General features: G+C 62.4%; 22 protein-coding genes. 10 read left to right on the top strand and 12 right to left on the bottom strand.

Annotated features, from left to right (window positions below; all coding sequences use genetic code 11):
• The first annotated feature begins 179 nt into the window (after positions 1-179).
• The 6 genes from HHL25_RS08725 (at position 180) to HHL25_RS08700 (ending at position 7,007) form a co-directional block, all read left to right on the top strand.
• The gene (locus HHL25_RS08725) at positions 180-416 is read left to right on the top strand and encodes an acyl carrier protein (RefSeq protein WP_099059947.1); all 237 of its coding nucleotides are present in this window, start codon (positions 180-182) and stop codon (positions 414-416) included.
• 118 nt (positions 417-534) lie between these two features.
• Complete coding sequence (gene fabF, locus HHL25_RS08720; protein ID WP_169589134.1) at positions 535-1,794, top strand: beta-ketoacyl-ACP synthase II; 1,260 nt, start codon at positions 535-537, stop codon at positions 1,792-1,794.
• Positions 1,795-1,909: 115 nt separating this feature from the next.
• Positions 1,910-3,127 (top strand): endolytic transglycosylase MltG, encoded by a 1,218-nt coding sequence (gene mltG, locus HHL25_RS08715; protein ID WP_169589132.1) that lies wholly within the window; start codon positions 1,910-1,912, stop codon positions 3,125-3,127.
• Positions 3,128-3,148: 21 nt separating this feature from the next.
• Entirely contained in the window at positions 3,149-4,039 is an 891-nt protein-coding gene (locus HHL25_RS08710) for a YicC/YloC family endoribonuclease (protein WP_169589130.1), read from the top strand.
• Positions 4,040-4,043: 4 nt separating this feature from the next.
• Positions 4,044-4,691 carry a guanylate kinase gene (gene gmk, locus HHL25_RS08705; RefSeq protein WP_169589127.1) on the top strand — a complete coding sequence of 216 codons (648 nt, stop codon included), beginning with the start codon at positions 4,044-4,046 and terminating at the stop codon, positions 4,689-4,691.
• Between the two features lie 132 nt (positions 4,692-4,823).
• Complete coding sequence (locus tag HHL25_RS08700) at positions 4,824-7,007, top strand: methyl-accepting chemotaxis protein (protein ID WP_169589125.1); 2,184 nt, start codon at positions 4,824-4,826, stop codon at positions 7,005-7,007.
• A 10-nt stretch (positions 7,008-7,017) separates the two neighbouring features.
• On the opposite strand, the gene rsmA is transcribed toward HHL25_RS08700, so the two are convergent.
• From rsmA to HHL25_RS08665, 7 genes are all read right to left on the bottom strand, one after another.
• Positions 7,018-7,845: a 16S rRNA (adenine(1518)-N(6)/adenine(1519)-N(6))-dimethyltransferase RsmA gene (gene rsmA / locus HHL25_RS08695; RefSeq protein ID WP_169589104.1), complete on the bottom strand. Its 828-nt coding sequence runs from the start codon at positions 7,843-7,845 to the stop codon at positions 7,018-7,020.
• Positions 7,845-8,870, bottom strand: coding sequence for a 4-hydroxythreonine-4-phosphate dehydrogenase PdxA (gene pdxA / locus HHL25_RS08690; RefSeq protein ID WP_169589102.1), 1,026 nt, complete (start codon positions 8,868-8,870; stop codon positions 7,845-7,847). Before pdxA ends, rsmA begins: the two co-directional genes overlap by 1 nt.
• A 10-nt stretch (positions 8,871-8,880) precedes the next feature.
• On the bottom strand, positions 8,881-9,819 hold the full coding sequence (locus HHL25_RS08685; protein ID WP_169589100.1) for a SurA N-terminal domain-containing protein: 939 nt from the start codon (positions 9,817-9,819) through the stop codon (positions 8,881-8,883).
• A gap of 159 nt (positions 9,820-9,978) precedes the next feature.
• A complete protein-coding gene (locus HHL25_RS08680; protein ID WP_390624502.1) occupies positions 9,979-12,324 on the bottom strand; it encodes an LPS-assembly protein LptD in 2,346 nt (781 codons plus the stop codon).
• The gene (gene lptG / locus HHL25_RS08675) at positions 12,324-13,409 is read right to left on the bottom strand and encodes an LPS export ABC transporter permease LptG (protein ID WP_169589098.1); all 1,086 of its coding nucleotides are present in this window, start codon (positions 13,407-13,409) and stop codon (positions 12,324-12,326) included. The genes HHL25_RS08680 and lptG overlap by 1 nt, the downstream gene beginning before the upstream one ends.
• On the bottom strand, positions 13,406-14,581 hold the full coding sequence (locus HHL25_RS08670) for an LptF/LptG family permease (RefSeq protein WP_169589096.1): 1,176 nt from the start codon (positions 14,579-14,581) through the stop codon (positions 13,406-13,408). Before HHL25_RS08670 ends, lptG begins: the two co-directional genes overlap by 4 nt.
• Positions 14,582-14,690: 109 nt before the next feature.
• A complete protein-coding gene (locus HHL25_RS08665) occupies positions 14,691-15,467 on the bottom strand; it encodes a phosphatase PAP2 family protein (RefSeq protein ID WP_169589094.1) in 777 nt (258 codons plus the stop codon).
• 217 nt (positions 15,468-15,684) lie between these two features.
• Between HHL25_RS08665 and HHL25_RS08660 the strand changes: the two genes are divergently transcribed.
• Both HHL25_RS08660 and HHL25_RS08655 read left to right on the top strand, forming a co-directional pair.
• Entirely contained in the window at positions 15,685-17,184 is a 1,500-nt protein-coding gene (locus HHL25_RS08660; protein ID WP_169589092.1) for a leucyl aminopeptidase, read from the top strand.
• A 20-nt stretch (positions 17,185-17,204) separates the two neighbouring features.
• Positions 17,205-17,654, top strand: coding sequence for a DNA polymerase III subunit chi (locus HHL25_RS08655; protein WP_169589090.1), 450 nt, complete (start codon positions 17,205-17,207; stop codon positions 17,652-17,654).
• Positions 17,655-17,713: 59 nt separating this feature from the next.
• Here HHL25_RS08655 and HHL25_RS08650 read toward each other — a convergent pair whose 3' ends face one another.
• The 3 genes from HHL25_RS08650 to HHL25_RS08640 are packed head-to-tail and all read right to left on the bottom strand — an operon-like array spanning position 17,714 to position 20,170.
• The gene (locus HHL25_RS08650) at positions 17,714-18,274 is read right to left on the bottom strand and encodes a TadE/TadG family type IV pilus assembly protein (RefSeq protein ID WP_169589088.1); all 561 of its coding nucleotides are present in this window, start codon (positions 18,272-18,274) and stop codon (positions 17,714-17,716) included.
• A gap of 38 nt (positions 18,275-18,312) precedes the next feature.
• Complete coding sequence (locus HHL25_RS08645) at positions 18,313-18,822, bottom strand: TadE/TadG family type IV pilus assembly protein (protein WP_169589086.1); 510 nt, start codon at positions 18,820-18,822, stop codon at positions 18,313-18,315.
• 10 nt (positions 18,823-18,832) lie between these two features.
• Complete coding sequence (locus HHL25_RS08640) at positions 18,833-20,170, bottom strand: TadE/TadG family type IV pilus assembly protein (RefSeq protein ID WP_169589084.1); 1,338 nt, start codon at positions 20,168-20,170, stop codon at positions 18,833-18,835.
• 254 nt (positions 20,171-20,424) lie between these two features.
• Here HHL25_RS08640 and HHL25_RS08635 point away from each other — a divergent pair, with 254 nt between their 5' ends.
• Both HHL25_RS08635 and HHL25_RS08630 read left to right on the top strand, forming a co-directional pair.
• Positions 20,425-21,753 carry an HdeD family acid-resistance protein gene (locus HHL25_RS08635; RefSeq protein WP_169589082.1) on the top strand — a complete coding sequence of 443 codons (1,329 nt, stop codon included), beginning with the start codon at positions 20,425-20,427 and terminating at the stop codon, positions 21,751-21,753.
• Positions 21,750-22,904 (top strand): MFS transporter, encoded by a 1,155-nt coding sequence (locus HHL25_RS08630; protein ID WP_169589080.1) that lies wholly within the window; start codon positions 21,750-21,752, stop codon positions 22,902-22,904. Before HHL25_RS08635 ends, HHL25_RS08630 begins: the two co-directional genes overlap by 4 nt.
• Positions 22,905-22,932: 28 nt before the next feature.
• On the opposite strand, the gene HHL25_RS08625 is transcribed toward HHL25_RS08630, so the two are convergent.
• Together HHL25_RS08625 and HHL25_RS08620 are read right to left on the bottom strand one after the other, a co-directional pair.
• A complete protein-coding gene (locus HHL25_RS08625) occupies positions 22,933-24,822 on the bottom strand; it encodes an ABC-F family ATP-binding cassette domain-containing protein (RefSeq protein WP_169589078.1) in 1,890 nt (629 codons plus the stop codon).
• 117 nt (positions 24,823-24,939) lie between these two features.
• Positions 24,940-26,106: a GGDEF domain-containing protein gene (locus tag HHL25_RS08620; protein ID WP_315853040.1), complete on the bottom strand. Its 1,167-nt coding sequence runs from the start codon at positions 26,104-26,106 to the stop codon at positions 24,940-24,942.
• Between the last annotated feature and the right edge of the window lie 218 nt (positions 26,107-26,324).

Raw genomic sequence — 26,324 nt, 5'->3', positions numbered from 1 at the left:
CATGACTGTGAACAGTCGTTCCGCCTTTCGAGGTGACAACTATGCGCTTGATTGCATGGTTTGTTCGCGAAGGGCGGGGCCGAACGGGTTTGCCGGTGCATGAAATTTGTGGCCGGCGGAATACAGGGTAGGGAAGTCATTACGACGGCCCTGAATTTAAGAAGGTCGAGGAAACCGACATGAGCGATATCGCAGAACGCGTGAAGAAAATTGTTGTTGATCATCTCGGCGTTGACGCTGAAAAGGTTGTTGAAGGCGCCAGCTTCATCGACGATCTTGGTGCGGATTCGCTCGACACGGTCGAACTGGTTATGGCCTTCGAAGAAGAGTTCGGCGTTGAAATTCCGGACGACGCTGCCGACTCGATCCTGACCGTCGGCGACGCCGTCAAGTTCATCGAAAAGGCCCAGTCCTGATCGATTTCAAGCATAGCGGGAGGGCGGTTTCTATCGCCCGTCTCGCAAAGGCCCGCGATCTGCGGGCCTTGCTGTTTTCAAATGACATCGGCTGCAAGAGTGGGGTGGATTACGGGCGATGAGACGTGTCGTTATCACCGGTACCGGCATGGTATCTCCGCTGGGGTGTGGGACTGAACTGACCTGGTCGAGACTTCTCGCCAGCGAAAGTGGCGCCCGCCTCGTTACCGAATTCGAGGTCGAAGACCTTCCGGCCAAGATTGCTTGCCGTATTCCGACCGGCGATGCCGAGGGCGCCTTCAATCCGGACGACTGGATGGAGCTCAAGGAGCAACGCAAGGTCGATCTCTTCATCATCTACGCGATCGCTGCCGCCGACATGGCGTTGAAGGATGCCGGCTGGGAGCCGCAGACCTATGACGACCAGTGCGCCACTGGCGTTCTGATCGGCTCCGGCATTGGTGGCATCGAGGGTATCGTCGAGGCGGGTCACATCCTGCGCGACAAGGGCCCGCGCCGCCTTTCGCCGTTCTTCATTCCCGGCCGCCTGATCAACCTCGCCTCGGGCCAGGTTTCGATCCGCCACAAGCTGCGCGGCCCCAACCATTCGGTCGTCACGGCCTGCTCGACCGGCGCGCATGCGATCGGCGATGCTGCACGCCTGATCGCGCTCGGCGATGCCGAGGTGATGGTCGCCGGCGGTACGGAATCGCCGATCAGCCGCATCTCGCTTGCGGGCTTTGCCGCCTGCAAGGCGCTTTCGACGGCCCGCAACGACGACCCGACGGCGGCATCGCGCCCCTACGACAGGGACCGTGACGGCTTCGTCATGGGCGAGGGCGCCGGCATCGTCGTTCTCGAGGAACTCGAGCATGCCAAGGCGCGCGGCGCCAAGATCTACGCGGAAGTGGTCGGCTACGGCCTTTCCGGCGACGCCTTCCACATCACCGCGCCGTCCGAAGACGGCGACGGCGCGTTCCGTTGCATGACGATGGCGCTGAAGCGCGCCGGCCTGACCGCCGGCGACATCGACTACATCAATGCGCACGGCACCTCGACCATGGCTGACACCATCGAGCTTGGCGCCGTTGAACGCCTGGTCGGCGAGCATGCCTCGAAGATCTCCATGTCCTCGACCAAGTCCGCAATCGGCCACCTTCTCGGTGCGGCTGGTGCCGTCGAGGCGATCTTCTCCGCGCTCGCCATCCGGGACAACATTGCACCGCCGACCCTCAACCTCGACAACCCCTCCGTCGAGACGGCGATCGATCTTGTGCCGCACAAGGCGCGCAAGCGCGAGATCAACGTTGCGCTGTCCAACTCCTTCGGATTTGGTGGCACCAACGCCTCACTGGTGCTGCGCCGCTACCAGGACTGACGGCCGCGAAGAGAACAGGCTTGGGCGGATGCCGCGTGCACAGCGCGGCATTCACCTGCTTTTTGCCGTATTGCTCGACCAGACAGCAGCGATACCGATTTGAAGAGGATTGCCGGTGACCGACAACAGCCAGAACAGCGGGAGTTCCTTCGGCCGGGATGCAGAAAGCGCCGCCAAGGGGCCGATCATCCCGAAGTCGCCGACCGAGGCGCTCCGTCCCGAACGGGTGCCCCAGCCACCGCGCCGTTCGCGCAAGGCCCGCAGCCAGCTCGTGATCTTCCTGAACTTCCTGATGACGATGGCGGTCGCGGTCTGCGTCGCGGCGGTCGCCGGCTTCTTCTACGTTATGTCGGTCTACCAGAACCCGGGCCCGCTCGCGACCAACACCAATTTCGTCGTGCGCAACGGGGCAGGTCTGTCCGAAATCGCCAGCGGCCTCGAGCGTAACGGCATTATCGCCGACGCCCGCATCTTCCGTCACGTGACCTCGACCTATCTCGAAGAGGGCGAGACGCTGAAGGCCGGCGAATACGAGATCAAGGCCGGCGCGACGATGAAGGAGATCATGGATCTCCTGAAGTCGGGTAAGTCGATCCTCTATGCTATCTCGTTTCCGGAAGGCCTGACCGTCAGGCAGATGTTCAAGAAGCTTGCCGAAGACACGGTTCTCGAGGGCGAACTGCCTGCCCAGCTGCCTGTGGAAGGGTCCCTGCGTCCCGACACCTACAAGTATTCGCGCGGCACGAAGCGCGCGGAGATCGTCAGCCAGATGGCGGCTGCCCAGCAGAAGCTGGTCGACCAGATCTGGGAGAAGCGCGATCCCGACCTGCCGCTGAAGACGAAGGAGGAATTCGTCGTCCTCGCTTCGATCGTCGAACGGGAAACCGGCAAGGACGACGAACGCGCCCATGTCGCTTCCGTCTTCATCAACCGCCTGACCAAGGGGATGCGGTTGCAGTCCGACCCGACCATCGTCTATGGCCTCTTCGGCGGCGACGGCAAGCCGGCCGACCGGCCGATCTACCAGTCGGACCTGAAGAAGGAAACGCCCTACAACACCTATGTGATCAAGGGACTTCCGCCGGGACCGATCGCCAATCCGGGCCGTGCCGCTCTCGAGGCGGTCGCACAACCCTGGAAGACGAAGGATCTCTATTTCGTCGCCGACGGCACGGGCGGCCATGTCTTCGCCGCGACGCTCGACGAGCACAACGCGAACGTCAAGCGTTGGCGCAAGATCGAGGCCGAACGCGGTGAGGACCCGGGTGCGGCGGTGGATGCGGCGCCCGAGGCCGATCCGGATGCGGCCACGACCAAGAAGAAAAAGAACTAGTCTCCAACCGAGGACAGGGCGATGGCACTGCAATCCATGACCGGTTTCGCCCGCAGCGAAGGCACCAGCGGCCGGCACCGCTGGGCCTGGGAACTGCGCTCGGTCAACGGCAAGGGCCTCGACATCCGGATCCGCCTGCCGCAGGGCATGGAGCACTTCGAGGCGGATGTCCGGCGCTCGCTCGGCCAATATGTCACCCGCGGCAATCTGCAGGTCGCGCTCACGGTCCAGACGAGCGAGAACCGCGTCGAGGCGGTATTGAACCGCGATGCGCTCGACGCCGTGCTGAAGCTGCGCGACGAATTGGGTGGCGATCTCGTCGATCCCGCTCCTCTGCGTCTCGATGCCCTGCTGTCGATCCGCGGCCTCGTCGAGTTCAAGGAAGCTGTCGACGACAGCGAGGCGGTCGCCCGGCGCGATGCAGATATCGTTTCCGGCCTGGAAACGGCCGTGCATGCATTGTGCGACATGCGCCGCATCGAAGGCGATGCGCTCTTCCGCCTGCTTTCGGATCAGATCACCCGCATCGAGGAACTGGCGCTGCAGGTCGAAGCCGATCCCTCCCGCCAGCCAGAAGAGATCGCCCGCAAGCTTGAAGGCCAGATCGCTGTTCTGCTCGAAGGTTCCGCCAAGCTCGATCGTGACAGGCTGCATGCCGAAGTTGCTTTGCTCGCCACCCGGGCCGATCTGCGCGAGGAAATCGATCGCCTGAAGGCGCATGTCGCCGCGGCGCGTGATCTTCTGACGCTTGGTGGCCCGATCGGCCGGAAACTCGATTTCATTGCGCAGGAATTCAATCGCGAATCGAATACCATCTGTTCGAAATCGAATGCCGTCGCCGTCACCTCGGCCGGCATCGAGCTCAAAGTGGTGATCGACCAGTTCCGCGAACAGGTCCAGAATTTGGAGTGAGCTGATGGCTGAGGGCAGGGGAAACAAGGTGGAGATCGCGCGTCGTGGGCTGATGCTGGTCATCTCGTCGCCGTCCGGCGCGGGCAAGTCGACCATCTCCCGCACGCTAATGACCAATGACGGTCAGATCGGCATGTCGGTCAGCGTTACCACGCGCCAGCGCCGCCAGAGCGAGATAGAAGGGGTGCACTACCACTTCGTCTCGCAACGTGAATTCGAGCGCATGCGGGATTCCGATTCCCTGCTGGAATGGGCCGAGGTCCACGGCAATTTCTACGGAACGCCGCGTGGGCCTGTCGAACTCGCCATGTCCGAGGGCCGCGACATGCTTTTCGATATCGATTGGCAGGGTGCGCAGCAGTTGCAGGAGAAGATGAAGGCCGATGTCGTGTCGATCTTCATCCTTCCGCCGACAATGGCCGAGCTGCAATCGCGCCTGCACCGGCGCGCCGAGGATACCGAGGAAGTCATCCAGACGCGGCTCGCCAATTCCCGTGCCGAGATCGCCCACTGGCGCGAATACGACTACGTGATCGTCAATGATGACCTGCAGTCCGCCTTCGACGCCGTGCAGTCGATCGTCAAGGCCGAGCGCCTTCGCCGTGACCGTCGTCACGGCATCTTCGATTTCGTGGAAACCTTGGTCAAGTAAGCCCCCGAAATGTAGGGGTATATTCAAGTGTCGGATAATATTTGTTTATCGCTATAGTATAATTTAACTAAAACTAAATCGAAGCGCATTCAAATCTCGCGGTCAGGTTGTCGGGCCGTAAGGAGATGTGCAATGCGGTTGATTGATGTTTCGGTGAAGTGGCGTTTGGCTGCTGCATTGGCGGTGCCGGTGGTGGCGATGGTTGTGCTTTCCGCACTGCAGGTCCGAGCGACGCTTGAGAACTATCAGGCTGCCAGGCATCTCGTCGATGTCGGCGACGACATGCGGATGATCGGCGACTTCGTTCATGCGCTGCAGGCCGAGCGCGGAATGACCGCCGGTTTCATCGGGTCGAAGGGGCAGCAGCGCAGTGAGGAGCTTGCCGCGGCACGCACCCACACCGATCCGCTCCGACACGGCATGTCCAGGGTGCATGCGGACATCGTGGCGGAGGCCGATCCGAACCTTACCCGGCATGCCGACGCAATAGCTGAAGAGATTGCCGGACTGGAGGATATGCGTGGCCGGGTCGACCGGCTGGAGGTCAACGGCGCGGAGGCCTTTGCCTTTTACACGGGGGCAATCGGCCACCTGATGAACATGTCCCGCGAGTTCTCCCTCGCCGCCACCTCCAAGGGGATCACCAGCAAGCTGGTGGCCTACAACCTGCTGATGAACGCCAAGGAGGTGGCGGGACAGGAGCGGGGTATGGGCAATGGTTTCCTCCTCGCCGGCAGCTTTGATCGCGAGCGCTACATGACGTTCCTGGGAATGTACGGTGCGCAGAATGCGCTGCTCGGCCAGTATCTCGAGCTGCTGCCGGAAGATCTGCGCAACCAGTTCAAGGGGTCGCTGGAAACGCCGGACGCAGCCCGAATGCAGGACTTCCGCACCAAAATGCTGGCGGGCGGTACGACACAGGATCTCACCGTGCTCGACGCCAAGGAGTGGTTTGCCGCCGCGACGGCACGTATCGAGCAGCTCAAGGAGGCGGAGAATCAGACGCTGGCCGGTATCATCGCCGACGCGCTCACCATCGCCAACGCGGAACAGCGTCAGTTGATCGTGGTTGTCGCGATCGGGGCCGGAGCCCTGCTGCTCGCCATCGTGCTCGCCGGTTCGATCGCCTTCACAGTTCTGCGGCCCCTGACCATGTTGACCGGTGCGGTCCAGAAGCTCGCCGACGGTGAGATCGACGTTCACCTCATCCACTCGGAGGGGAAGGACGAGATCGGCTCCATGGGGCAGGCCATTCGCCGCTGCATCGCCAACTCCCAGGAGGAGGCGGCGCGCAAGCATGCGGAGGAAATGCGGTCACTGGAAGCCAGGAACGCCCGGGAACAGCAGGCCGAACGCGAACGGGCCCAACGCGCCGCCGAGATCGCCTTTGCGGTCGAACAACTGGCCGTCGGGCTCGATGCGCTCGCGGCGGGGGATCTGGGCCATCGGGTCGAGAATCCTTTTTCTGCAGATCTCGATCGCCTGCGAACCAACTTCAACAGCTCGATGGACAGATTGCTTGCCGTAATGTCGACGATTGGGGTCAGCACGGGCACCATCCACAGCGGCGCGGTCGAACTGCAGCGGGCGGCGGACAACCTCGCACAGCGCACCGAGCGCCAGGCTGCGGCGCTGGAGGAGGCATCGGCCTCATTGGGCGAGGTGACGAACACCCTGGCGGTTTCGGCGAGGCGCGCAGAGGAAGTCGGTATGTTGGTCGGCCGAGCAACGGTCGATGCCAAGCGTTCGGAAGACGTCGTCGTGAATGCCGTTGATGCGATCAACCGGATCGAACAGTCGTCCGTGCAGATCAGCCAGATCATCGGTGTGATCGATCAGATTGCCTTCCAGACAAACCTGCTTGCCCTCAACGCGGGCGTGGAGGCCGCGCGGGCGGGCGAGGCGGGCAAGGGCTTTGCCGTGGTGGCGCAGGAAGTGCGGGAGTTGGCGCAGCGATCGGCAGATGCCGCGCGCGAGATCAAGCAGTTGATCGAGCGTTCGGCGCTGGAGGTCAAGGCCGGTGTCACCCTGGTCGGCGAAACCGGAAATGCACTGAGGGGCATCGAGGGGCATGTCTCGCTGATCAACGAGGAGGTCGCCGCCATCGTCCGTGCCGCGCATGAGCAGTCCGCGTCTCTCAGGGAAATCACGGCCGCGATCAATCAGATGGACCAGGTGACCCAGCAGAATGCGGCGATGGTCGAGGAAACCAATGCATCGACGCACGGATTGGCGACGGAAGCAGACCGCCTGAATGGCCAGGTGGGCCTGTTCAACCTCACCACGCGCGGTCAGAGGTCGGCGCGCGCGGCATGATGCTATAAGGTCAGAGATTGTTGGCCAACGCCACGAATTCGGCGACGGAGAGTGTCTCGGCCCGCCGTGCCGGATCGATGCCGGCCTTTGCGAGCAGTGCCTCGCCACCGAGCGGCTTGAGGCTTTGCCGAAGCATCTTGCGCCGCTGACCGAAGGCGGCAAGGGTTACGCGTTCGAGTTTGCCAACATCGCAGGGCAGAGGTTCCGCGCGCGGGATCAGGTGAACCACCGATGAGGTGACCTTCGGCGGTGGCGTAAACGCCTGCGGCGGCACGTCAAAGGCCATGTGCGCCTGCGTCCGCCAGCCGCAGAGGACGCCCAGGCGACCGTAGTGGTCGTCATCCTCGCGAGCGACGATGCGCAGGCCAACTTCCTTCTGGAACATCAGCGTCAGCGACTCCCAGAACGGAGGCCAGGTCTTCGGCAGAAGCCAGTTGATCAGCAACTGCGTGCCGACATTGTAGGGCAGGTTGGCGATGATCTTGACGGGACCTTCCGGTGCCATGGCCTCGAAATCGGTCTTCAGGGCATCGCCTTCGATCACCTCGAGCCGGCCGGGATAGTGATCGGCGATCTCCGCCAGCGCGGGCAGACAGCGGGCGTCCCGTTCGACGGCAATCACCTTCTTCGCGCCGAGCGACAGGATCGCCCTTGTCAGGCCGCCTGGGCCCGGGCCGACCTCGAACACGGTCACGCCCTCCAGCGGACCCGCCGTGCGGGCGATCTTCTGGGTGAGGTTCAGGTCGAGCAGGAAGTTCTGGCCGAGCGCCTTGCGCGCGTCGAGCCCATGGCGGGCAATCACATCGCGCAGCGGCGGTAGTCCGTCGATCGCGGCCATCAGGACTTCGCTTCGGTTTTCCGGCTGATCTCGTCGGCAAGCTTCAGCGCCGCCACGAGGCTGTCCGCCCGGGCGATTCCCTTGCCGGCGATGCCGAAGGCGGTGCCGTGATCCGGCGACGTGCGGATGAAGGGCAGGCCGAGCGTGACATTGACGGAATCGTCGAAGCCGAGCGCCTTGACCGGAATGAGGGCCTGATCGTGATACATGCAGACCGCAACGTCGTAGCGACGGCGCGCATCGTCATGGAACATCGTGTCCGCGGGCAGGGGGCCGAATGCGTCGATGCCCTCGTCACGGAGCTTCATGATGGCCGGATGGATGACATCCTCGTCCTCATGACCGATTGCGCCGGATTCACCGGCATGCGGGTTGAGGCCGGCCACGGCGAGCCGCGGATGGGCAAGGCCGAAGCGTGCCTTGAGATCGCCTGCGATGATTCGGCAGGTCTCGATGATCGCCTCTTCCGTGAGCGCCGCGGGCACATCCTTGATCGGGATGTGGATCGTCACCGGCACCGCCCGTACTTTCGGGCCGGCCAGCATCATCACCGGACGATAGGTTTCGCCGGTGTGACGTCGCGCGAGCTCGGCGAGAAACTCCGTATGGCCAGGGAAACCGAAACCCGCCTCGTAAAGCACCGACTTGGCGATCGGATTGGTGACCATCGCCCGCGCCTTTCCGGCAAAGCAAAGGTCGACCGCGGTCTCGATGGCGGCGATGGTGCCCTTGGCGTTCGCCACATGCGGTTCCCCTGCAACAACGTCGACGCCGAGGGAGACTGGCAGGACCGGCATCGCCGAGCCGAACGCAGAGACAGCACCTTCGGCATCGGTTTCCTTGAGTGGAACCTCGAGGTCGAGTTCGCGCGCCCGAACCTTCAGAACGGCCGGATCGCCGACGAAGATGAAGGGGGGCAGCTGAAGCTCCACCCGGTTTGACCAGGCGGTCAGCGCGATGTCTGGCCCGATACCCGCCGGGTCGCCCTGGCTGAGTGCAAGCGGAAGGTTATCGGAAAATGTCATTCGTTACGGCTCAATTGTAGATGATCTGGGCCTTGGAGCGCAGATCTTCGAGATACTTCGTGGCGTTCGGGTTGTCTTCCTTCTTGTCCTTGCCGAGATCCTCGGCGCGGAAGACGACCTCTGCCGCGACGTCGTCGGAGACCTCGCGCTCGTTGCAGATCGCGAGATATTCGACGCCACGCTCGGTGACGCGCGTTCCGGTGGTGCCGTTCTTCGCCTTTTCGATCAGCGGCTTCCAATCGGCCGGCAGTTCGGGCTCGAGAACGCGACCGAGATTGCGGATCGAGACGTCGAGATAGTTCTTCGCGAACTCCATCGCACCGTCGCAACCGGGGAAATCGGCGCGCGACCGTTCGGCTTCCGCCTTGCGCTTGCCGATACTGCCCTTCTTCGATGCGGGCACGACGAAAATGACCTGCTTGAGGAAGTATTCGGTCGTGACCGGCTTCTGCTTGTTTTCCAGGAGGCGCGTGACGAGCTCCTGGTTGGAGAGTTTGCCCTTCGAGCCGTAGCGGGCGTTGACCAGTCGCGGCCAGCTCATCGAGACGGCGATATAGGCCTTGAAGTGGTCGGCGCCGACACCGGCCTGTCCGAGGATGCCGGTCAACTGCTGAGGCGTCATCTTGTTGGAGGATGCAAAGCGCGCGAAGGCGGCATCGACATCGGCGGTGCTCACCGACATGCCGACGCGGGCGATCTCCTGGCGCTTCAGGACTTCGTCGACCAGCTCTTCTTTGGCGATCTTGGCAATGTTGCCCTTGCGGCGCTGCAGGCGGAGGAACGCGGTGCGGCGAGCAACGTCACCATTCGTGATCGCAGTCTTGTTCACGACGGCGACAACCTGGCTTGCGGCCTGAGCCACTGGGGCGACCGACAGGTCTCCTGCCACCAGCGCCAGCGCGACCGCACAGGCGAGCACCATCTGCTTTCCCTTGTTTGCAATGGCCATCGGTCTTCCTTTCCCGCGGGGCGCCGCACAACGGCACGCGCCCGCATACGCATAGTCGAGTAAAAGTATATCGTGCCGGACCCATTGCACAATTCCTGCGGCGAAACAATGACGCCGCAGCCATGTGCAGAAGATGCCTCGACCGCCCGGCTCAGGCCGTCAAAGCTGATCCGTGCCGAGATTGATGTCGCCAAGCGTGCGGAAGGTCAGGCGAGCCCCGATCGACCAGTCGCTCGCAGTCTCGTTTTCCGGGTCGAACTCGTCTGTATAGGCAAACGTGAAGACCATGCATTCGTCAGCATAGGATATACCGACGCTTCTGCTGTTGAGCGCGCTCTCATCGAGGTCCCAGGCAAGCGAGCCGAAGGCAGTCCAGTACTCGCTGACCTTGATCGAGCTTGACGTGCTGAGCTCGTCATTAGCTTCGGTGAACCCGTATTCGGGCTGGGCAGCGATCTGCGAATAGATGAGCGATGTCTGAAAGCGGTCGTTGGAATACGACATGCTTGCGTCGGTCCGCTGCAGATCCCAAGATTCTTCGTCAAGCCGAACATTGGTCGCCAAAGATATACCGTTCGGCAGGTCGATGCCGGCCATGCCGACATAATCCGAGACATCGGTTTCGAGGCCCGAATTCGCGCCCGCGTTGACGAGGTCGTCGGTCGCGAAGGAATTCAGACCGGCAAGGTGGTAGGACTGGCCGAAGATGCCGCGCAGGCCGATGCCGTTGTCGAAGCTGCCGGTGTAGCGGATGCCGACATTAGCGCGGGTGCCGCCTTCAACGCGGTCATATCCCGAGAACTTGTCGCGCTCGAACAGGTTTGTCGCATCGAAGACAAAGCTCTGGGCGTCTTCGTTCGGGAGCATGCCTGCCAGCTGTTCATCATTGCGCGCATAGATCTGCGCGATCGGTTCGACGATGTGGCTGCTGTTGGTCGTCGAGAACAGGATGGGATAGCGGGCTTCAAGCCCGGCCGTCATCATGTGGCGCGTCTCGAAGGACTCGGACGTATAGTCGCCCGCATAGCCGGTCGGCGAATCCATGTCGAGGCCGTAGGCGTCGCCGCGCGCAGCAAGGAGCGGCGTCAGCTGCAAGCCCCCTGGCACGCTGAAGGTTCTCTTCCATTCGAGTTCGCCGCTGAGGCGTGTCGAAGCGCCTTCAAGGCCACGATAACGGACGAGGTCGGTGACGCCGTCGCCATTCGTGTCGACATCCACGAAGTCGGACTTGAAGCGGGCCAGCGACGTGAAGTTCATATTGCCAGACAGCTGTCCGCCGGCGATCGGCTCGGGCGCATAATAGGCATAATCGACCGTAGGAATGACAGTCGGCTGTTTCTTCTCGGCGGTGTTTTCGGTGTCGGCGTCCTGAACGTCGAAATAGTAACCGCGCATGTCGAACGAGTTACGCTTGCCGCGACCGGTCAGGTAGACCTGATTGGTATGCGTGTCCTCGCCGAAGCCTTCCAGCTTGTAGGTCTTGGCGAAATTGTTGTCGCTCTGGAACATCACGTCCCAGCCGAACGACCAGCGCGGATTGATCTGGAAGGCTCCCTTCGAGCCGACCATTCCGCGCAGGTCGCGATTCGAGTCGCTCGTGCCTGCCGAGAACTTGTCGCTGTTCATCTGGTCGATGCCGGCGAAGTGCAGCGATGCCTGGCCCTTTTCGAAACGTTGACGGATTTCGGCCTCAATCAGCACGCCCTGACTGGTGAAGCCGGTCGCCTTCACCGTGGCGTCGCGCTGGTTCGAGATCGCGAAATAGTAGGGAACGGTAAGGCCGAAGCCGAGGTTCTCCGAGAACCGCATCTGCGGAAACAGGAAACCCGACTTCCGTTTCACCGTATGGTCCGGGACTTCAATGAACGGCAGCACGGCGAGCGTATGCCCGAAGAGCTCGAACCGGGCCTTCTCGAGGCGAACCGTATGCTTCTTGCCGTTCTGGATGACGCGTTCCGCCTTGACCTGCCAGAGCGGCGGACGGTCCGGATTGTCCGCGCAGGGCAGGCAGGCCGTGTAGACGCCCTTGTGGAGAATCATGTCAGTGTCGTTCACCCGTTCGCCGCTTTCCGCGGCAAGACGCGTGTTGTCGCTCGTCTCGATTCTCAGCGTCTTGACGAAGCCCTCGGCGAAATTGTCGGTGACGTCCAGCGTATCCGCATAGATACGGTTTCCAGTCGGCTCGACCAACTCGATGTTGCCCGATGCGGTCACGCGACCGGTTGCCTGGTCGTAGACGACCTGCTGGGCCACCATCTGGTAGCCGCCGTAATTGATCTGCACTGCGCCGGTCGCAGTGATGCGTTGCGAATCCTTGTCGTAGACAAGTTCGTTCGCTGCCAGAAGGAGCTTTGTTTCTGCGGGAAGATTGGGCTCGAGGGAACGCAACTGAGTGTCCTCCTGCGCGTGGACGACCACGGCTGAAGACATCAACGCACACACGGCGGCACCCGTCAGCAGGGCTATTGCTAGCCTTCTGATATTCTTGCGGTCACTTACCGCCACTAACCATCCTCCTGATGAAGCAGAATTGTCGCTCCCACCGCCAAAGCCACGACGACTGGGACCCAGGCCGCAACGAACGGAGGCACGACACCGCTGCTTCCGAATGCCTTAACAAGCACGGTTACTACATAAAGCACGAAGCCTGACAGGATTCCACCCAGAATCGCCGAACGCGATTGGTTGAACCTGCTGAATTTGAGCGAAACGGTTGCGGCGATCAACGTCATTGCGACCAGAAGGAAGGGTAGCGAAAGCAGTGAATGGAACTGCGTTTCGAGTGCCTTTGTCGATACGCCGAAGGATTTTGCCACTGCGATTTTTTCCGAAAGGTCATAAAAAGCAACGGTCTCCGGTTGTGCGAGGCGCTCCTGGACGAATTCCTGTTTCAGATTGGTACTGACTTTGGCTGTGGCGAGCCTTGTGGGTATTTCGCCGGGCCGCGTTTCCGTAACCTCGGTAAGCAACCAGTAACCATGTTCCAACTTTGCCGACTGGGCATCCTGTCTCAGAATGATGCGGCCGTCGCTGTCGAAATGAATGAGGGTCGCGTCGACGAGGAAGGTTCCGTCCTCGAGAACGGTCTGGGCACCGATCACCACGTCGGTATTGCCGCTGATCTGCCTGAGCCACGGCACGGCATTCGCGGATTTCGGGCTGTCGCTGTCGCGGGAACTCGCCTCGATGAACAGGGCCTGCCTCTGTCCCCAGGCCGCGAGTGGATTGACCAGGAGGGTGGTGGCGAGTCCGACCAGCAGGGCGCCGAAAAGGAAGGGCGTCATGAACTGCCAGACCGATATGCCGGCGGCGCGCGCCACGACCAGTTCCGACTTTCGGTTGAGTGCAATCAGCGTCGTCATCCCGACGAAAAGCGTGATGAAGGGGATCGTCTGCTGCAGGATGAGGGGCAGGCGAAGCGCCGTCAGCCAGAGAAGGCCCCAGACCGAAAAGAATCCGCGCCCGGCCAGCCGGCCGGAATTCTCGCTGAAGTCGATGAGGAAGATGATCGCGACCACCCCGGTCAGAAACCAGAGCATCGTCAGTGCATAGCGCCTGAAGAAGTAGCGGCCGAGCGTCGTAATCATCACGCCGAGCCCTTAGTGGAGGATCGGCGGTTTAGGAACGGTGCGGTCGCAATACTCCACAGTCGCGTGAAAACTGCATTGAGCCAGCGCGGCATCCGCAACGACTTGCCCCGATAGAGCAGGTAGGCGGCATATCCGCCGGTGGCGATCGGAACGGCATAGACCAGCGGCACGAAATTGGCCGACCCTTCGACCAGCTTCACGGTGTAGTTCGAGATCCAGTAGATGGCGAGCGACAGCGTCAGCGCCGTTGCCATGGGGTGCACGCGCGCCTCGCGATGCGAGCGCGCATTGCCGCAGAGAACGAGCGAAATCAGGGCGAACACGAGCGGCAACATCCAGTTGCTCATGCGGCGGTGCAGTTCACTGCGATAATCGCCGATCTTCCGGGCAACTTCGGGATCGCTAATGTCGGGATTGAGCAGGAAGGAGAGGTCGCGGTCGATGGCGTTGAGTCGCGCCTGCCCGCGCGTCTGGGACAGGTCCGAAAGGTCGAAGGAATAGGAATCGAAGCGCACCACCGAGACTTCGCCGGTCAGTGACTTCCGGTGCACTTCGCCGTCTTTCATGATCAGCGCCGTGCCGTTGGTGTCGACGGCGCCTTCGCGCGCATAGTAGATGAGCGAATAGGCCGGGTCGCGCGAATCGGCGACGAACAGGCCGCGCAGGATGCGGCCCGAAAGGCGCTCCGAGATCTGCACGTAAAGTCCGTCCTCGATCTTGCGGAAATTCTTCTCCTCGATGACGGTCGACAGGAGGTCCGCATAGGCCGCCGCGATCATCTGGCGTGCGCCAACCCGCAGCTTCGGCTCGGCGAAGTTCGCCATCAGGAAAGAGAACACGCTGAGCACGATTGCGAAGATGACGAGCGGGCGGTTGATGATGCTGCGCGGCGCACCGGCCGCGTCGATCACGGCCAGTTCCGAATCGTTGTTCATTGCCGTCAGCGTCTGAGTGATGCCGATCACCACCGCGAAAGGCAGCACGGCCGGAACGAGGGTCGGCAGGATGAGGGTCGCAAGCTTCATGAACGAACCGACCGATTGTCCGCTGTCCGTCACCAGGTTGATTCGCGCCAACACCTGCGTTGTCCAGATGATCGCCAGCACCGGCAGGAGCGCGGTGAGGAACATCTGGCCGACACGCCGCAGGATGTAGAGTTCGAGAAGCTTCATACGGTTCCCTGAAGACTGCGTTTCCGACGCATGTCCGAGAATAAGGACAGGCTCTCTCTACGACGCTTGAGGCAATTTGGCGACAGGCCGTGACGGGATTTCACCATCGTCAGAGGGTGTTTTTTCGGACACGCGCTATTTCGAACACGGCCAGCAGCGCCGCGAAGACGGCGGGTGATGAAAGCCAGCCGAGCACGACATCGGAAAGATAGTGACCGCCGAAGGACACGCGGAACGCCGGTGTCACCAGCGATACCGCGATCAAGGCGGGACCAAAGACCGGGCGCATCTTTTCCGACAGGAGGGGGATGAGGCAGATCAGCCATCCGGCACCCGCTGCCTCCCCGGAGATGAAGGAGCAGTTGTTCTCGCAGCCGCCCGCAAAGGACCCGGCGGGCATGAAGGGCAGTTCTCCGCCGAAGATGTCGGTCTGATGCGGCCGTGGCCGTCCGGAAAAGCTCTTGAGCAGGAGATTTACCACCACATAGGGGCCGATGAAGAGCGTGAGCAACGAAATTGCATAGTCGCGCACCTTCCGCGGCTGATAGGTCGCGCCATGGTGCTGCAAAGCCCGGACCAGGGCTATGATGACGACCACCGCTGCAAGGGAGGGCATATAGAAGAGCATCTGCCGCAGGAACACGAACAAAGTGTCGCGCTGATAGGGAAAGTCTCCACAGACGATGCCGTCCGCCGTTCCTTCCGCGCAAGCCGTCGCCTCGAAGAAGGCGGCGCTCATTGCAACATCGAGTGCAGGCAGGAAATGGAATGCGGCCAGCAGGAGCAGCCACACGGAAAGAAGCACGAGCGCCAGGATCACCGCCCGCCGGGCATCCCGGTCTCGATGGACCGCCTCGATGAGGGTGGTGTGTGTCTGCTTCGGCAAGGGCTTTCCCGTTTGCAAGTGTGGAATGCGTGGGCCCACCGGGCTGAGGGCGGCCGGAAACTACCCGCACATCGCTTGACCTGACAAGAGGCCCGCGATCACTGCCGCGTGAGGCGGGGATTGTCGAACCTATCGCCGTGGTTTTCCTTGCCTTCCGGTCGGAAAAGGACATGATCGCGGTCCATTCCTGTTATTTCCTTTGCCCTATGGAGTAGCCATGTCCAGCAAGATCGAAATCGCCTTTTCCAAGTCCCAGCGTATCACCGGCGGCCTCGCTGTGCTGCTGAAGACCGCAGAGGCCGAGGCGCCGTCTGGTGCTGCCGAAGCTGATCCGGCGGGCGTGTTTACCCGGGCGGCGAAGATCGGCGGTTTCACCGGCAAGTCCATGTCCACCCTCGACATCGTTGCTCCGCACGGCTCGGAAGCTGACCGCATCCTGGCAATCGGCCTCGGCAAGACGGCCGCCGTCTCCGGCCACGACTGGCTGAAGGCGGGCGGCAAGGCTGCCGCCGCGCTGAAGGGTGTGGAAAGGGCGACGATCTTCCTCGATGTCCAGGGTTTGGACGTGTCTCCGAAGGCGGCTGCGGATTTTGCGCTCGGCCTCTTGCTGCGCTCCTACAAGTTCGACACCTACAAGACCAAGAAGAATGGCGAGGACGACGACGCCAAATCAAACGACAAGGCCATAAAGGTCACGATCGTGACGGCCGAAGCCGCGGCAGCCAAGAAGGCCTTCGCCGATGCCGAGGCGGTGGCCGACGGTGTCATCCTCGCCCGCAATCTGGTCAACGAGCCGGCAAACGTGCTCGGGCCGGAAGAGTTCGCAGCGACCGCGAAAAAGCTCGAATCCCTTGGCGTCGAGGTCGATGTCCTGACGGAAAAGGAAATGAAGAAGCTCGGCATGGGCGCTCTTCTCGGCGTCGCCCAGGGCTCGGTTCGCCCCCCGCGCCTCGTCGTCATGCAGTGGAAGGGCGGCAAGGCCAAGGAGAAGCCGGTCGCCTTCGTCGGCAAGGGCGTCGTCTTCGATACCGGCGGCATCTCGATCAAGCCGGCCGCCGGCATGGAGGAGATGAAGGGCGACATGGGCGGAGCAGCCGCCGTGACCGGCCTGATGCATGCGCTGGCCGCCCGCAAGGCGAAGGCCAATGTCGTGGGTATCATCGGACTGGTGGAGAACATGCCGGACGGCAACGCCCAGCGTCCGGGTGACATCGTCACCTCGATGTCCGGCCAAACGATCGAGGTCATCAACACCGATGCCGAAGGCCGCCTCGTGCTGGCCGATGCGCTCTGGTACTGCAACGACCGTTTCAAGCCGGCTTTCATGGTCAATCTCGCGACGCTCACCGGGGCGATCCTGGTGGCGCTCGGCAATCTGCATGCCGGCCTCTTCGCGAACGACGATACGCTGGCCGACAAGCTGTTGGCGGCAGGGCTCGTCACCAATGAACGCCTGTGGCGGATGCCGATGGGCAAGGACTACGACAAGATGATCGACTCCAAGTTCGCCGACATGAAGAACTCGAGCGGCCGTCACGCGGGTTCGATCACCGCCGCACAGTTCCTCAAGCGTTTCGTCAAGGATACCCCGTGGGCTCATCTCGACATCGCCGGCACTGCGATGGATTCGCGCGCGGACGAGATCAACCAGTCCTGGGGATCGGGCTACGGCGTCCGGCTCCTCGATGAGCTGGTTCGCACCAACTACGAAGCGTGACGGCAGGCAGGGCAGGGACTTTGGCCGAGATCCTCTTTTATCATCTGACGGAATCGAAGCTTGAGGATGCCTTGCCTCCGCTCCTGGAAAAGAGCGTCGAACGTGGCTGGAGGGTGGTGGTGCAAACGCCCGAAACCAGCCGCCGCGACGCGCTCGACGCCCATCTGTGGACCTTCCGGGAAGAGAGCTTCCTGCCGCACGGCACCGATGCGTCGGAAGGGGCTGAGAGCCAGCCTGTTCTTCTGACCACCGGACCGGACAATCTGAACGGCGCGAGCGTCCGCTTCCTCGTCGACGGTGCCGAGCCGCCGGAAACACTGGACTACGATCGCGTCGTCTTCGTCTTCGATGGCCACGACCAGCCGCAGCTCGAAAGCGCACGCGGTCACTGGAAGACGTTGAAGGCGGCTGGACACAAGCTCACCTATTGGCAGCAGAACAACGAGGGCCGCTGGGAAAAGAAGGCCTGACCGACGCTGCTCCTCAGATGGCGAAGTCCGAAGCGCCGACCCTGCGCAGATGTGGCACCCTAGAGAAGTTCGACGGCGTTTCCGACGCGCGGTCGGGACAGCGCCGTGCTGCCGAGATGGTAACTTTCGAGCCCGGTGACCTTGGAAAGCAAGGACGTGAACACGGTGGTGAGGTTGTAGTCGACAACGGTCACGACCATCTGCACGCCGCTCTCCGCGATCGTCGCGGGAATGGCGACGGGCGAGGCCGCACCCTTGGCGAGCGCGGCGGTGTGGTAGCCATAGGACCACGCGACCGTTGCGGTGCCGGTCGAGCTCACATTGAGGACAGAGACCTGAACCTTGAGGGCCGTCGCGTCGAAGGGAGTGAGCATGCTTGATGTGCCCTCGACCAGTGTCTGGATCGATGACGCAGTCCAGGTCGGTTCCTGCGATGTGATATCGCTTGTCGTCGTGGCGATCTGATTGAGGCGACGGTTGACCATCAGGGCTTCACCGAGGTCGAGCGTTGCTGCGAAGAGCGCGATGATCAGCGGCAGAAGAAGTGCGAATTCCAGACCGGAGATGCCACTTCGGTCGGACATCAACTGACCGAGCAGAGAGAGTTTCCGGGTCGTCATTCTCCGCTGGCAGTCTGGAACGTGGGGATGATCGGACATCAGAAGGGCTCGTTTCGGAAGAGGGCGGCGGCGGCCAGCACGTAGCGTCCGTCCTGCAGCGTGTGGGCCTTGATCCCCGCGAAGGCGAGGGTGCTGTCCCAGGGCAGGTAGGCCTGTATCAGCACATAGTCCCCCGATCCGCCGGGGGAAAAACTCTCCTGAACGCTGAGCACGCCATTCTGCACGCCGGATTTGTAGCTGCGCGAAGAGAAATCGCTCATGACCTGCGTACTGACGAGCAGGGTATCGGAGCAGCCGAACGAGAAGGTCATGTTCTCGCAGACGCGCGCCTTGAATTTCTGCAGGTCCCAGCTGTTGGACGCTGCCGCCCCAGTCCTGACCTCGCGGGCCGTTCGTTGCAGGGCCGAATCGAGGCCGCTGTCGATGAAGAACATCAGCGATACTTCGAGGATGGCGAAGACAAGCATCAGAAAGGGCATCGCCAGCAGCGCGAACTCGATCGCGGCCGCGCCCTTTTCGTCGCGCAAAAGTCTCCGGTGAAGCCGCATGTCCGCTCTCCTAGTTGGTCAGCCGGACCTTGGCGACATATTGCTGGAAGAGCTTGGAAAGCCCGGCTTCGATCTCGGACGAGGAGTCCGCCTGGATGAACAGATCGCTGCTGGAAGCGCACTCTTCGAGCGCCACCGGGATGTATTCCTGCCGCGGCTTGCTCTTGTAGGCCGACTTGATCGTGCCTCCCCAGACCGACGCGAACACGCTGGTCGACATCTTCTCGCCGACAGTGACGTTGTAACCCCAGTCGTAGGTCATCGGCAGGTATTCGGTATAGAGGACGCCGAAGCTGGCATCGAGGTTCTTGACGTCGTCACACCAGAGCGGATTGAGCGGCGTCGTCGCCTTGCGCAGGCTGTCGACCGCAGTTGGGAAGCGGATGCCGCTCGACGTCTGGTGGACCCAGTTGCGCTCGGATTGCACCCCGTCCGTCAGCATCAGGACGAGCTTCAGCGGAGCGCTTGCCGTCCGGCCGTCGCCGGCCGTGCCGACCATCTTCTTGAGGGCCGTCAGGGAGTAGTCGAAATAGGTGGCCGCAGCCGATGTCGCGCTGTTCAGTCCGGCGGAGTTGTCACTCAGCTTCTTGCGCGCATCGGTGGTCGAGAAGGTCGGGGGGAGCACTTCCGTTGCCGTCTGGCCGACCGAATAGAGACCGATCTTGATGCGGTTGTGCGAGCTGTCATAGCGGTCGATCATGTCGAGCACTTCCTCGACCGCGTCGAGGGCAACATCGGTGCGCAGTTGTACGCCCATCGCCTTCGCCAGCGCGTAGTTGGTCGAGTAGGTCTTGCCTTTATAGGTGTGGGAGCCCTCGGACACGTGGCAAGCAAAGGCGCAGCCGGCGGTATTGAGCATCGCCGTCTGTCCGGCACTGGTCGCAGCCAGCATCATCGAGGCTGACTTGTCGAGCACGATATAGACGTTGAGGAAGGATTCCCCCGGTCCGGCGACGGTCGAACTGACGCTGACGTCGACCTGCTTGATGTCGGCGATCTTGAGGAGCGTGGTCGGCACCGCGACCCGCGCCATCGCACTGATCTTCTGGCCGCTGGTGTCGATATCGATATCATCGAGCAGGTAGCCGCTGTCGGTGAGGTCGGTCTGGGCCGCAAACCAGTCCTTCACACGCTTCTCGATGGCTGCGTCATTCAGCGTTCCGACGCTCCGCACCGCCGCCAGCAGCGCGGTGTCCAGGTCGGCCTGCATCTTGGTTCTGACGTTGTAGGCGCGGACATAGTCGAGGCTCATCCCCACCGCGGTGATCACCGGAACGAGCAGCAGGGCGAAGGTGATGGCGATGTTGCCGCCGCGATGGGCGAGAAGTTTCCGCAACTGACGTGTCATACGCAATACCGACTGTGAAGCGCTCGATGCGCGGAGAGATATATCGGGGCGGATGATAGTGCGGCGCCGTTACACTTGAGTTAATCGCCCGGTTGAAGCCGTTTCTGGACCGAAATGAGAAAGCGAGAGCCAGAGCTCATAGGCCAATTTTGGGCTTGATCGAGTTTGAAGTGTCCAAGGTAAAGCGCGGTTATTATTTGAGCCGCTAATCCCGTTGAACGAGCGGGCGTTTCTATATTTGCGACATCTTCAATATGATCAAATTGGCATTCTTGTTGATTGGGGGCAGGGCTTTCCGTGAGGATTGGTGGGAGCCCGCTGTAGCGGGCCTGCTGACCATTGCACTTGGCTTTGCTGTCATCGCCGACGTTTCTGACGGTTTGACCACGCTGACGACGCAGCTGTTTGGTCTGCTTTTCCTCATCCAGGGCTTCATGGCGCTTTTCGGAATGGCGTTTCGCACGACAAATGCCGGCCGCAATGCCGAGGGCGTGAAGGCGGGCGTGATGCTGGTGCTGGGTGCCATGATCCTCGACCCGTCCATGCGCAGCGAACCGATCCTCAATTGGCTCTTTGCTGCCGGCCTTGTCATCGACGGTCTGTCACGCCTTGCAACCGTCGCGCTCGTGCGGTTTCGCCGGTGGGGCCATGCCCTGATCGCCTGCAGTTTCGAAGTCTTGTTGGCCGTATTAATTGTGAGTGAGTGGCCGCTATCGTCGCGGCTCAACATTCCGCTCTGCGTCAGCCTGCTGCTGGTGCTGTCGGGCATCACGATGGTGCGCCTGGCATTTACGTTGAGGCGGCACAACGTGGAGGAGCCGCTCTACGCCCATCCGATGTTTTGCGTCCGCGGCTGGAACGACAATGTTCGCCATCTTCCCGACGATCCGGTCCGCACCAGTCGATATCGAACCATGCGTGTGCTCGTTTGGACACCAGCCGGTGCCGTCGAGATGCGACCGCGTCGACCGATCATCGATCGTTATCTTGCGGCCCTCGACAAGCATGGCGAGCTGTCCATCGGGCATGCGGCGATCGAGATGGGCCCGGACTTCTATCTTAGTCACTGGCCGGCGAACGAGATCGATCCGGGCGAATGCGAGGTCACCGCAGTTCTCTATGCCGGGGCTGACAACGACGTACCGGGCCTGTTCCAGCCGTCCTACGAGCACGAATGCAAGATCTGGACGCCGGCCGATGAGGAGATCGTGTTCAACCGCCTCGATCCGGCGCACCTCGAGGGCTTCATCCGCGGCTATTGCGAGCATTCCACCTACAATGTCACCAACCGGAACTGCTCGATCGCGGTTGCCGGCGCGCTCGAGGCCGGCCTCGAAGCAAGCCTGGAATGCCGCTCGCCCTGGCTCAGATTGTGCCGGCTCATGCTGACGCCGTCGCTGTGGGAGGCGGCCTATATCCGATCCCGCGCCGCCCATCTTTGCTGGACCCCGGGATTGGTGCTCGACTATGCGCGAGCCCTTCATCGCCTCGTCGAGCCCTCCCATGTTCCCTGGCCTCTGCGCCTGTTTCAGAGCCTGAGGCTTCGCGCCATCGGCGTGTTCGGCCGGGAGATCGCCCGATGAGCCCGATCTCCGAACCCGCGCAGGGCTCCTCCGATATCGTGTCGCGTGCCGCTGTCATCGCAACGGCGGCCATGTTCGGTCTGACCTACTCGCTGAGCGCTCCGCTGATCGCGATGGACATGGCGCGTCAGGGCGCCGGCGAGACGATGATCGGGGTGAACGCAGCGATGCATGCCGTCGGCGTGTTGATCACCGCGCTGTTTCTTCCCCGGCTCGTCGCCCATCTCGGCCCGCGCCGTCTCATCCTTGTGTCGCTGGTCGCTTCGGCCTGTGTGCTTGTGGCCTTCGGGTTGGTCCAGAATATCTGGCTTTGGTTCCCGCTGCGCCTGCTGCTCGGAATGGCCGCCGAAGCGCTGTTCGTCGTTTCCGAAACCTGGATCAACGCCCTGAGCACGGAGAACACCAGGGCAAGAGCGATGGCCGCCTATACGGCCGCCCTGGCCCTCGGCCTGGCGCTCGGGCCGCTCATCCTGTCGCTGGTCGGGGCCGGGGGGCTGCTGCCGTTCATGATCGGAGCCGTCATATCCCTTTGCGCGGCAGGGCTCGTTCTTGCTCCGGCGGTGCGCGCGCCGCCCTTCGAGAAGCCGAGTTCGGGCAATTCGTTGCGGTTTCTCGGGATCGCGCCCGTTGCGATCGGTGCGATCACCCTCAATGCGGCCGTCGAGTCCGCCGGTCTGTCCTTTCTGGCACTCTACGCGATAGGGCTGGGCTGGCAGGCGGAGGACGCGGCCCGGCTGATGTTCGTCATGATGTTCGGCGCGATCGTCCTTCAGCTTCCGATCGGCTGGCTGGGTGACATGGTCGACCGCGGCAAGCTGATCGTCGGCTGTGCGGTTCTTGCCTCCCTCGGTGCGGCGCTCTGGCCCTGGGTGCTCCATTCGGAGCTTGCCACCTACGCGCTGCTTTTCGTCTGGGGCGGCGTGTTTGTCGGGATCTATACCCTGACGCTGACGGTGGTCGGCAGCCGCTTTTCGGGCGGCGATCTCGTCGGCATCTATGCCCTGATGGGATTGACCTGGGGCGCGGGCGCACTGGTGGGGCCGCTTCTCGCGGGTTTCTCCATGCAGGCAGGCACGCATGGCCTTGCGGTCTTCGCGGCCGTTGCCTGCGGTCTCTTCGCAGTGACCGCCATTTTCCGCCGCGACGGCTGACAGGACGATTTGGGCACGAGGCGGGAGATTATCCCGCCATCGCCTCTTCGTATTCCGTGGAGAGTTCGAGCCACTGTTCCTCGGCGGCCGCGAGCTTTGCGGCTGCCTCGCCGCGCTGTTTTGCCTTGTCGGCGGCCTTCGCCGGCGACTTTTCGTAGAGCACCGGGTCTGCAAGTTCCGCATCAAGAGCCTGAATCAATGTCTCCAGTTTCTTGGTCAGGGACTCGATTTCATTGATCTTTTTCTTCAGCGGTGCGAGCGAGGCGCGCCGGTCGGCCGCCGCCTTCCGCTGGTCGGCCTTGTTGACCTGCTCCTGCGTGCTGTCGGCCTTGTCCTTCTCGTCCTTCTTCTTCCCGGACGACACGATGAGGCTGCGATACTCCTCCATGTCGCCGTCGAAGTTCGTGACCGTGCCGTTGTTGACGAGCCACAGCCGGTCGACCGTCGCCTCGATCAGGTGCCGGTCGTGGCTGATCAGGATGACCGCGCCGTCATAGTCGTTGAGCGCGGCGATCAGTGCCCGGCGGCTGTCAATGTCGAGATGGTTGGTCGGTTCGTCGAGGATCAGCAGGTTCGGCGCGTGGAAGGCGGCGAGCCCCATCAGCAGCCGCGCCTTCTCCCCGCCGGAAAGATCCTTGGCGGCAGTCGCCATCTTCTCGGTAGCAAGGCCCATCTGCGCGACACGGGCGCGAACCTTCGCTTCCGGTTCGAGCGGCATCAGGCGGCGCACATGGTCGACCGGTGTCTCGTTCGGGATCAGGTCGTCGAGCTGGTGCTGGGCGAAGAAGCCGACCGACAGGCTCGGCGGCTGCTTCATCTCGCCGCCCTGCAATTGAAGCCGTCCGGCAATCAGCTTGGCGAAGGTCGACTTGCCGTTGCCGTTCGAGCCGAGAAGCGCGATGCGGTCGTCGTTATCGATCCTGAGGTTGATGTTCTTGAGGATGGGCTTGCCCGGCTCGTAACCGACCGCGCCGCCATTGATGGCGACGATCGGCGATGCCGGCTGCTTTTCCGGCTTGGGGAAGCTGATCGGCTGGACATGGTCCTCGACCACCGCCGCGACAGTCCCCATGCGCTCCAGCGCCTTGACGCGGGACTGCGCCTGCTTGGCTTTCGAGGCCTTGGCCTTGAACCGGTCGATGAAGCTCTGCAGATGTTTGCGCGCCGCGTCGTTCTTGGCCTTGGCCTTCATCTGCAGCTCGTCGGCCTCGGCCTTCTGCCGCTCGAACTGGTCATAGCCACCGCGATAGAAGGTGAGCTTCTTCTGGTCGAGATGCACGATCGAGTTGACCGCATTGTTCAGCATGTCGCGGTCGTGGCTGATCACGATCACGGTGTGCGGATAGCGCCGGACATAGTCCTCCAGCCACATCGTGCCTTCCAGGTCGAGATAGTTGGTCGGCTCGTCGAGCAGCAGCAGGTCCGGTTCGGCAAACAGCACGGCTGCCAGTGCCACGCGCATGCGCCAGCCGCCGGAAAAGGACGATGCCGGGCGCAACTGCGCTTCATGGTCGAAGCCGAGACCGGAAAGGATGGTGGCAGCGCGCGCTTCCGCCGAATGGGCGCCGATGTCGGAAAGCCGCGTCTGGATCTCGGCGATCCGGTGCGGATCGCTCGCAGTCTCGGCCTCGGCGATGAGGGCGGCGCGTTCCTTGTCGGCAGCCAGAACGATCTCGATCAACGGCTGCTCGGTGCCGGGGGCTTCCTGCGCGACCTGGCCGATGCGGGCGTTCTTCGGGATGGAGATCGATCCCGACTCAGGCGACAGATCGCCGGTGATGATCCTGAACAGGGTCGATTTGCCCGCGCCGTTGCGACCCACGAGGCCGGCCTTGGTGCCGGAAGGCAGAGACACGGTTGCGTGGTCGATCAGCAGGCGCCCGGCAATGCGGGCCGTAATGTCGTTGATGGTAATCATGGCCTTGGCTTTTCGCCGAACTGGCGGGCAAAGGCAAGCGGGGTGGGTAGGCTCCGGCGGGTGTGTCGCCAGAGCAGGTGGTCAGGTTGCTCAGGCGCAACAGCGGGAGGGGTTGCGTCAGGCCACGTGGCGCCCGATGTGGCGGCCGTGCCGTTCGAGCGGATACCCGCAGATCGGCTGGCGCGGATTGGCGCGCGCGCCATTGAGCGCGGCTTCCGCATGGGCAAAAAGCTGCATCGGCTGATCCGCGTCGTTGCAGAGGGCAAAGCCGATGGACAGGCCGAGCCCGCCATGGGTCGAGCCGTGCTCGGTCGCGAAGACGAGATTGTTCTCCACGGCCGCATGCAGGCGTTCGGCGATGGTGAAGGCGTCCTCGCTCGAAACCCCGCTCAAGAGGAAGGCGAAGTCGTCACCGTCGACGCGGGCGACGAAATCATGCTTCTTGATCGTCTTGCGGAAGATCGTCGCCAACCGCTGCAGGAGACGGTTGCCCGCGTCTTCGCCGAACTGGTGGTTGATAGAGCGAAAATCATCGATGTCGACGATCAGAAGGGCGCAATCCGCAGGGGGCACATCCTGATTGTAGAGCGCATCGAGCCGGTTCATGAACGCGATGCGGTTCGGCAGGCCGGTCAGTCGGTCCTTCTCGGTGGCGGTTCGCGCGGCTTCGACCGCACGGCTCGCGCCCTCGATCTGCTGAAGACCGGCCTTGAGCTTGAGCCCGAGTTCCGTCTCGGCATGGAGAAGGTCGCCGGTCGCCGCGTTGAGGAAGTCGAGTTCGGCGATGAGTTCCGCGATGCCGCGGTTTTCGTCCTCGCGGATCGAGCCGAGGATCGTTTCGAGCGCCCGTGCGAAGGTCTGCTTGTGCAGGACGCCGAGGGACACCTGCTCCGCGATCTTCTCGAGCACGCTCGAGGTCTCCGACTGGAGCTTTTCTTCGGCAAGCCCGCAATGGCTGACGAGGCGATGCTTGAGGCCGATCTGGTCAAGGTCATGCTGGCTCGGCCGCTGGCCGAGCGACGCGAAGTCGCGGGCAAGCCCCGGGTGGCGGCCGCTCAGGGCCTCGTGCACCAGCTCGTAGTTGCGCGGCAGCCCGCCGATCATGTGCTTGGCCATGTAGCCGGCCACTTTCTGCAGCAGGTCATGTCCTGCCGCAGCGCGCTGCGCTGCGTGGTGCTGCTGTGCTGCGCTCGCATCGTTCTGCATGGCAATTCCCTCATCCTGCGCCGGATTGGTCCGGTCTGTTTTCGGATGCCCGATCAGGGCCTTGCGGGCGAATGTCACCGGCATTTCTCAGAAATCGGTTAAATCCGCCGGTCGATGTCGAGGCAGGGTTAACGGTCGTTGAATGCCGGGTCCGGGCGTTTCCCGCCTGGCGTTCATTCCTTTGGACACTCAACCGCTTCTATCCAATTTAATGAAATCTTAGTTAGCGCCCGCTAGTCTGATCTTGCAGCGCGACATCTGGGGACTGGAGGGTTCCTTCGTCGCGAAGTGACGCC

The organism is Rhizobium terricola, from assembly GCF_012927355.1.
Classification (GTDB): domain Bacteria; phylum Pseudomonadota; class Alphaproteobacteria; order Rhizobiales; family Rhizobiaceae; genus Allorhizobium; species Allorhizobium terricola.
Note: the sequence above shows the minus strand (reverse complement) of the source record. Positions and strands in the feature narration are given on the sequence as shown.

Bases quoted from the DNA above. Each gene is read 5' to 3' on its own strand.
- HHL25_RS08725 (WP_099059947.1), top strand. From the start codon at position 180: ATGAGCGATATCGCAGAACGCGTGAAGAAAATTGTTGTTGATCATCTC.
- fabF (WP_169589134.1), top strand. From the start codon at position 535: ATGAGACGTGTCGTTATCACCGGTACCGGCATGGTATCTCCGCTGGGG.
- HHL25_RS08710 (WP_169589130.1), top strand. From the start codon at position 3,149: ATGGCACTGCAATCCATGACCGGTTTCGCCCGCAGCGAAGGCACCAGC.
- gmk (WP_169589127.1), top strand. From the start codon at position 4,044: ATGGCTGAGGGCAGGGGAAACAAGGTGGAGATCGCGCGTCGTGGGCTG.
- HHL25_RS08700 (WP_169589125.1), top strand. From the start codon at position 4,824: ATGCGGTTGATTGATGTTTCGGTGAAGTGGCGTTTGGCTGCTGCATTG.
- rsmA (WP_169589104.1), bottom strand. From the start codon at position 7,845: ATGGCCGCGATCGACGGACTACCGCCGCTGCGCGATGTGATTGCCCGC.
- pdxA (WP_169589102.1), bottom strand. From the start codon at position 8,870: ATGACATTTTCCGATAACCTTCCGCTTGCACTCAGCCAGGGCGACCCG.
- HHL25_RS08685 (WP_169589100.1), bottom strand. From the start codon at position 9,819: ATGGCCATTGCAAACAAGGGAAAGCAGATGGTGCTCGCCTGTGCGGTC.
- HHL25_RS08670 (WP_169589096.1), bottom strand. From the start codon at position 14,581: ATGAAGCTTCTCGAACTCTACATCCTGCGGCGTGTCGGCCAGATGTTC.
- HHL25_RS08660 (WP_169589092.1), top strand. From the start codon at position 15,685: ATGTCCAGCAAGATCGAAATCGCCTTTTCCAAGTCCCAGCGTATCACC.
- HHL25_RS08650 (WP_169589088.1), bottom strand. From the start codon at position 18,274: ATGACGACCCGGAAACTCTCTCTGCTCGGTCAGTTGATGTCCGACCGA.
- HHL25_RS08645 (WP_169589086.1), bottom strand. From the start codon at position 18,822: ATGCGGCTTCACCGGAGACTTTTGCGCGACGAAAAGGGCGCGGCCGCG.
- HHL25_RS08640 (WP_169589084.1), bottom strand. From the start codon at position 20,170: ATGACACGTCAGTTGCGGAAACTTCTCGCCCATCGCGGCGGCAACATC.
- HHL25_RS08635 (WP_169589082.1), top strand. From the start codon at position 20,425: ATGATCAAATTGGCATTCTTGTTGATTGGGGGCAGGGCTTTCCGTGAG.
- HHL25_RS08630 (WP_169589080.1), top strand. From the start codon at position 21,750: ATGAGCCCGATCTCCGAACCCGCGCAGGGCTCCTCCGATATCGTGTCG.
- HHL25_RS08625 (WP_169589078.1), bottom strand. From the start codon at position 24,822: ATGATTACCATCAACGACATTACGGCCCGCATTGCCGGGCGCCTGCTG.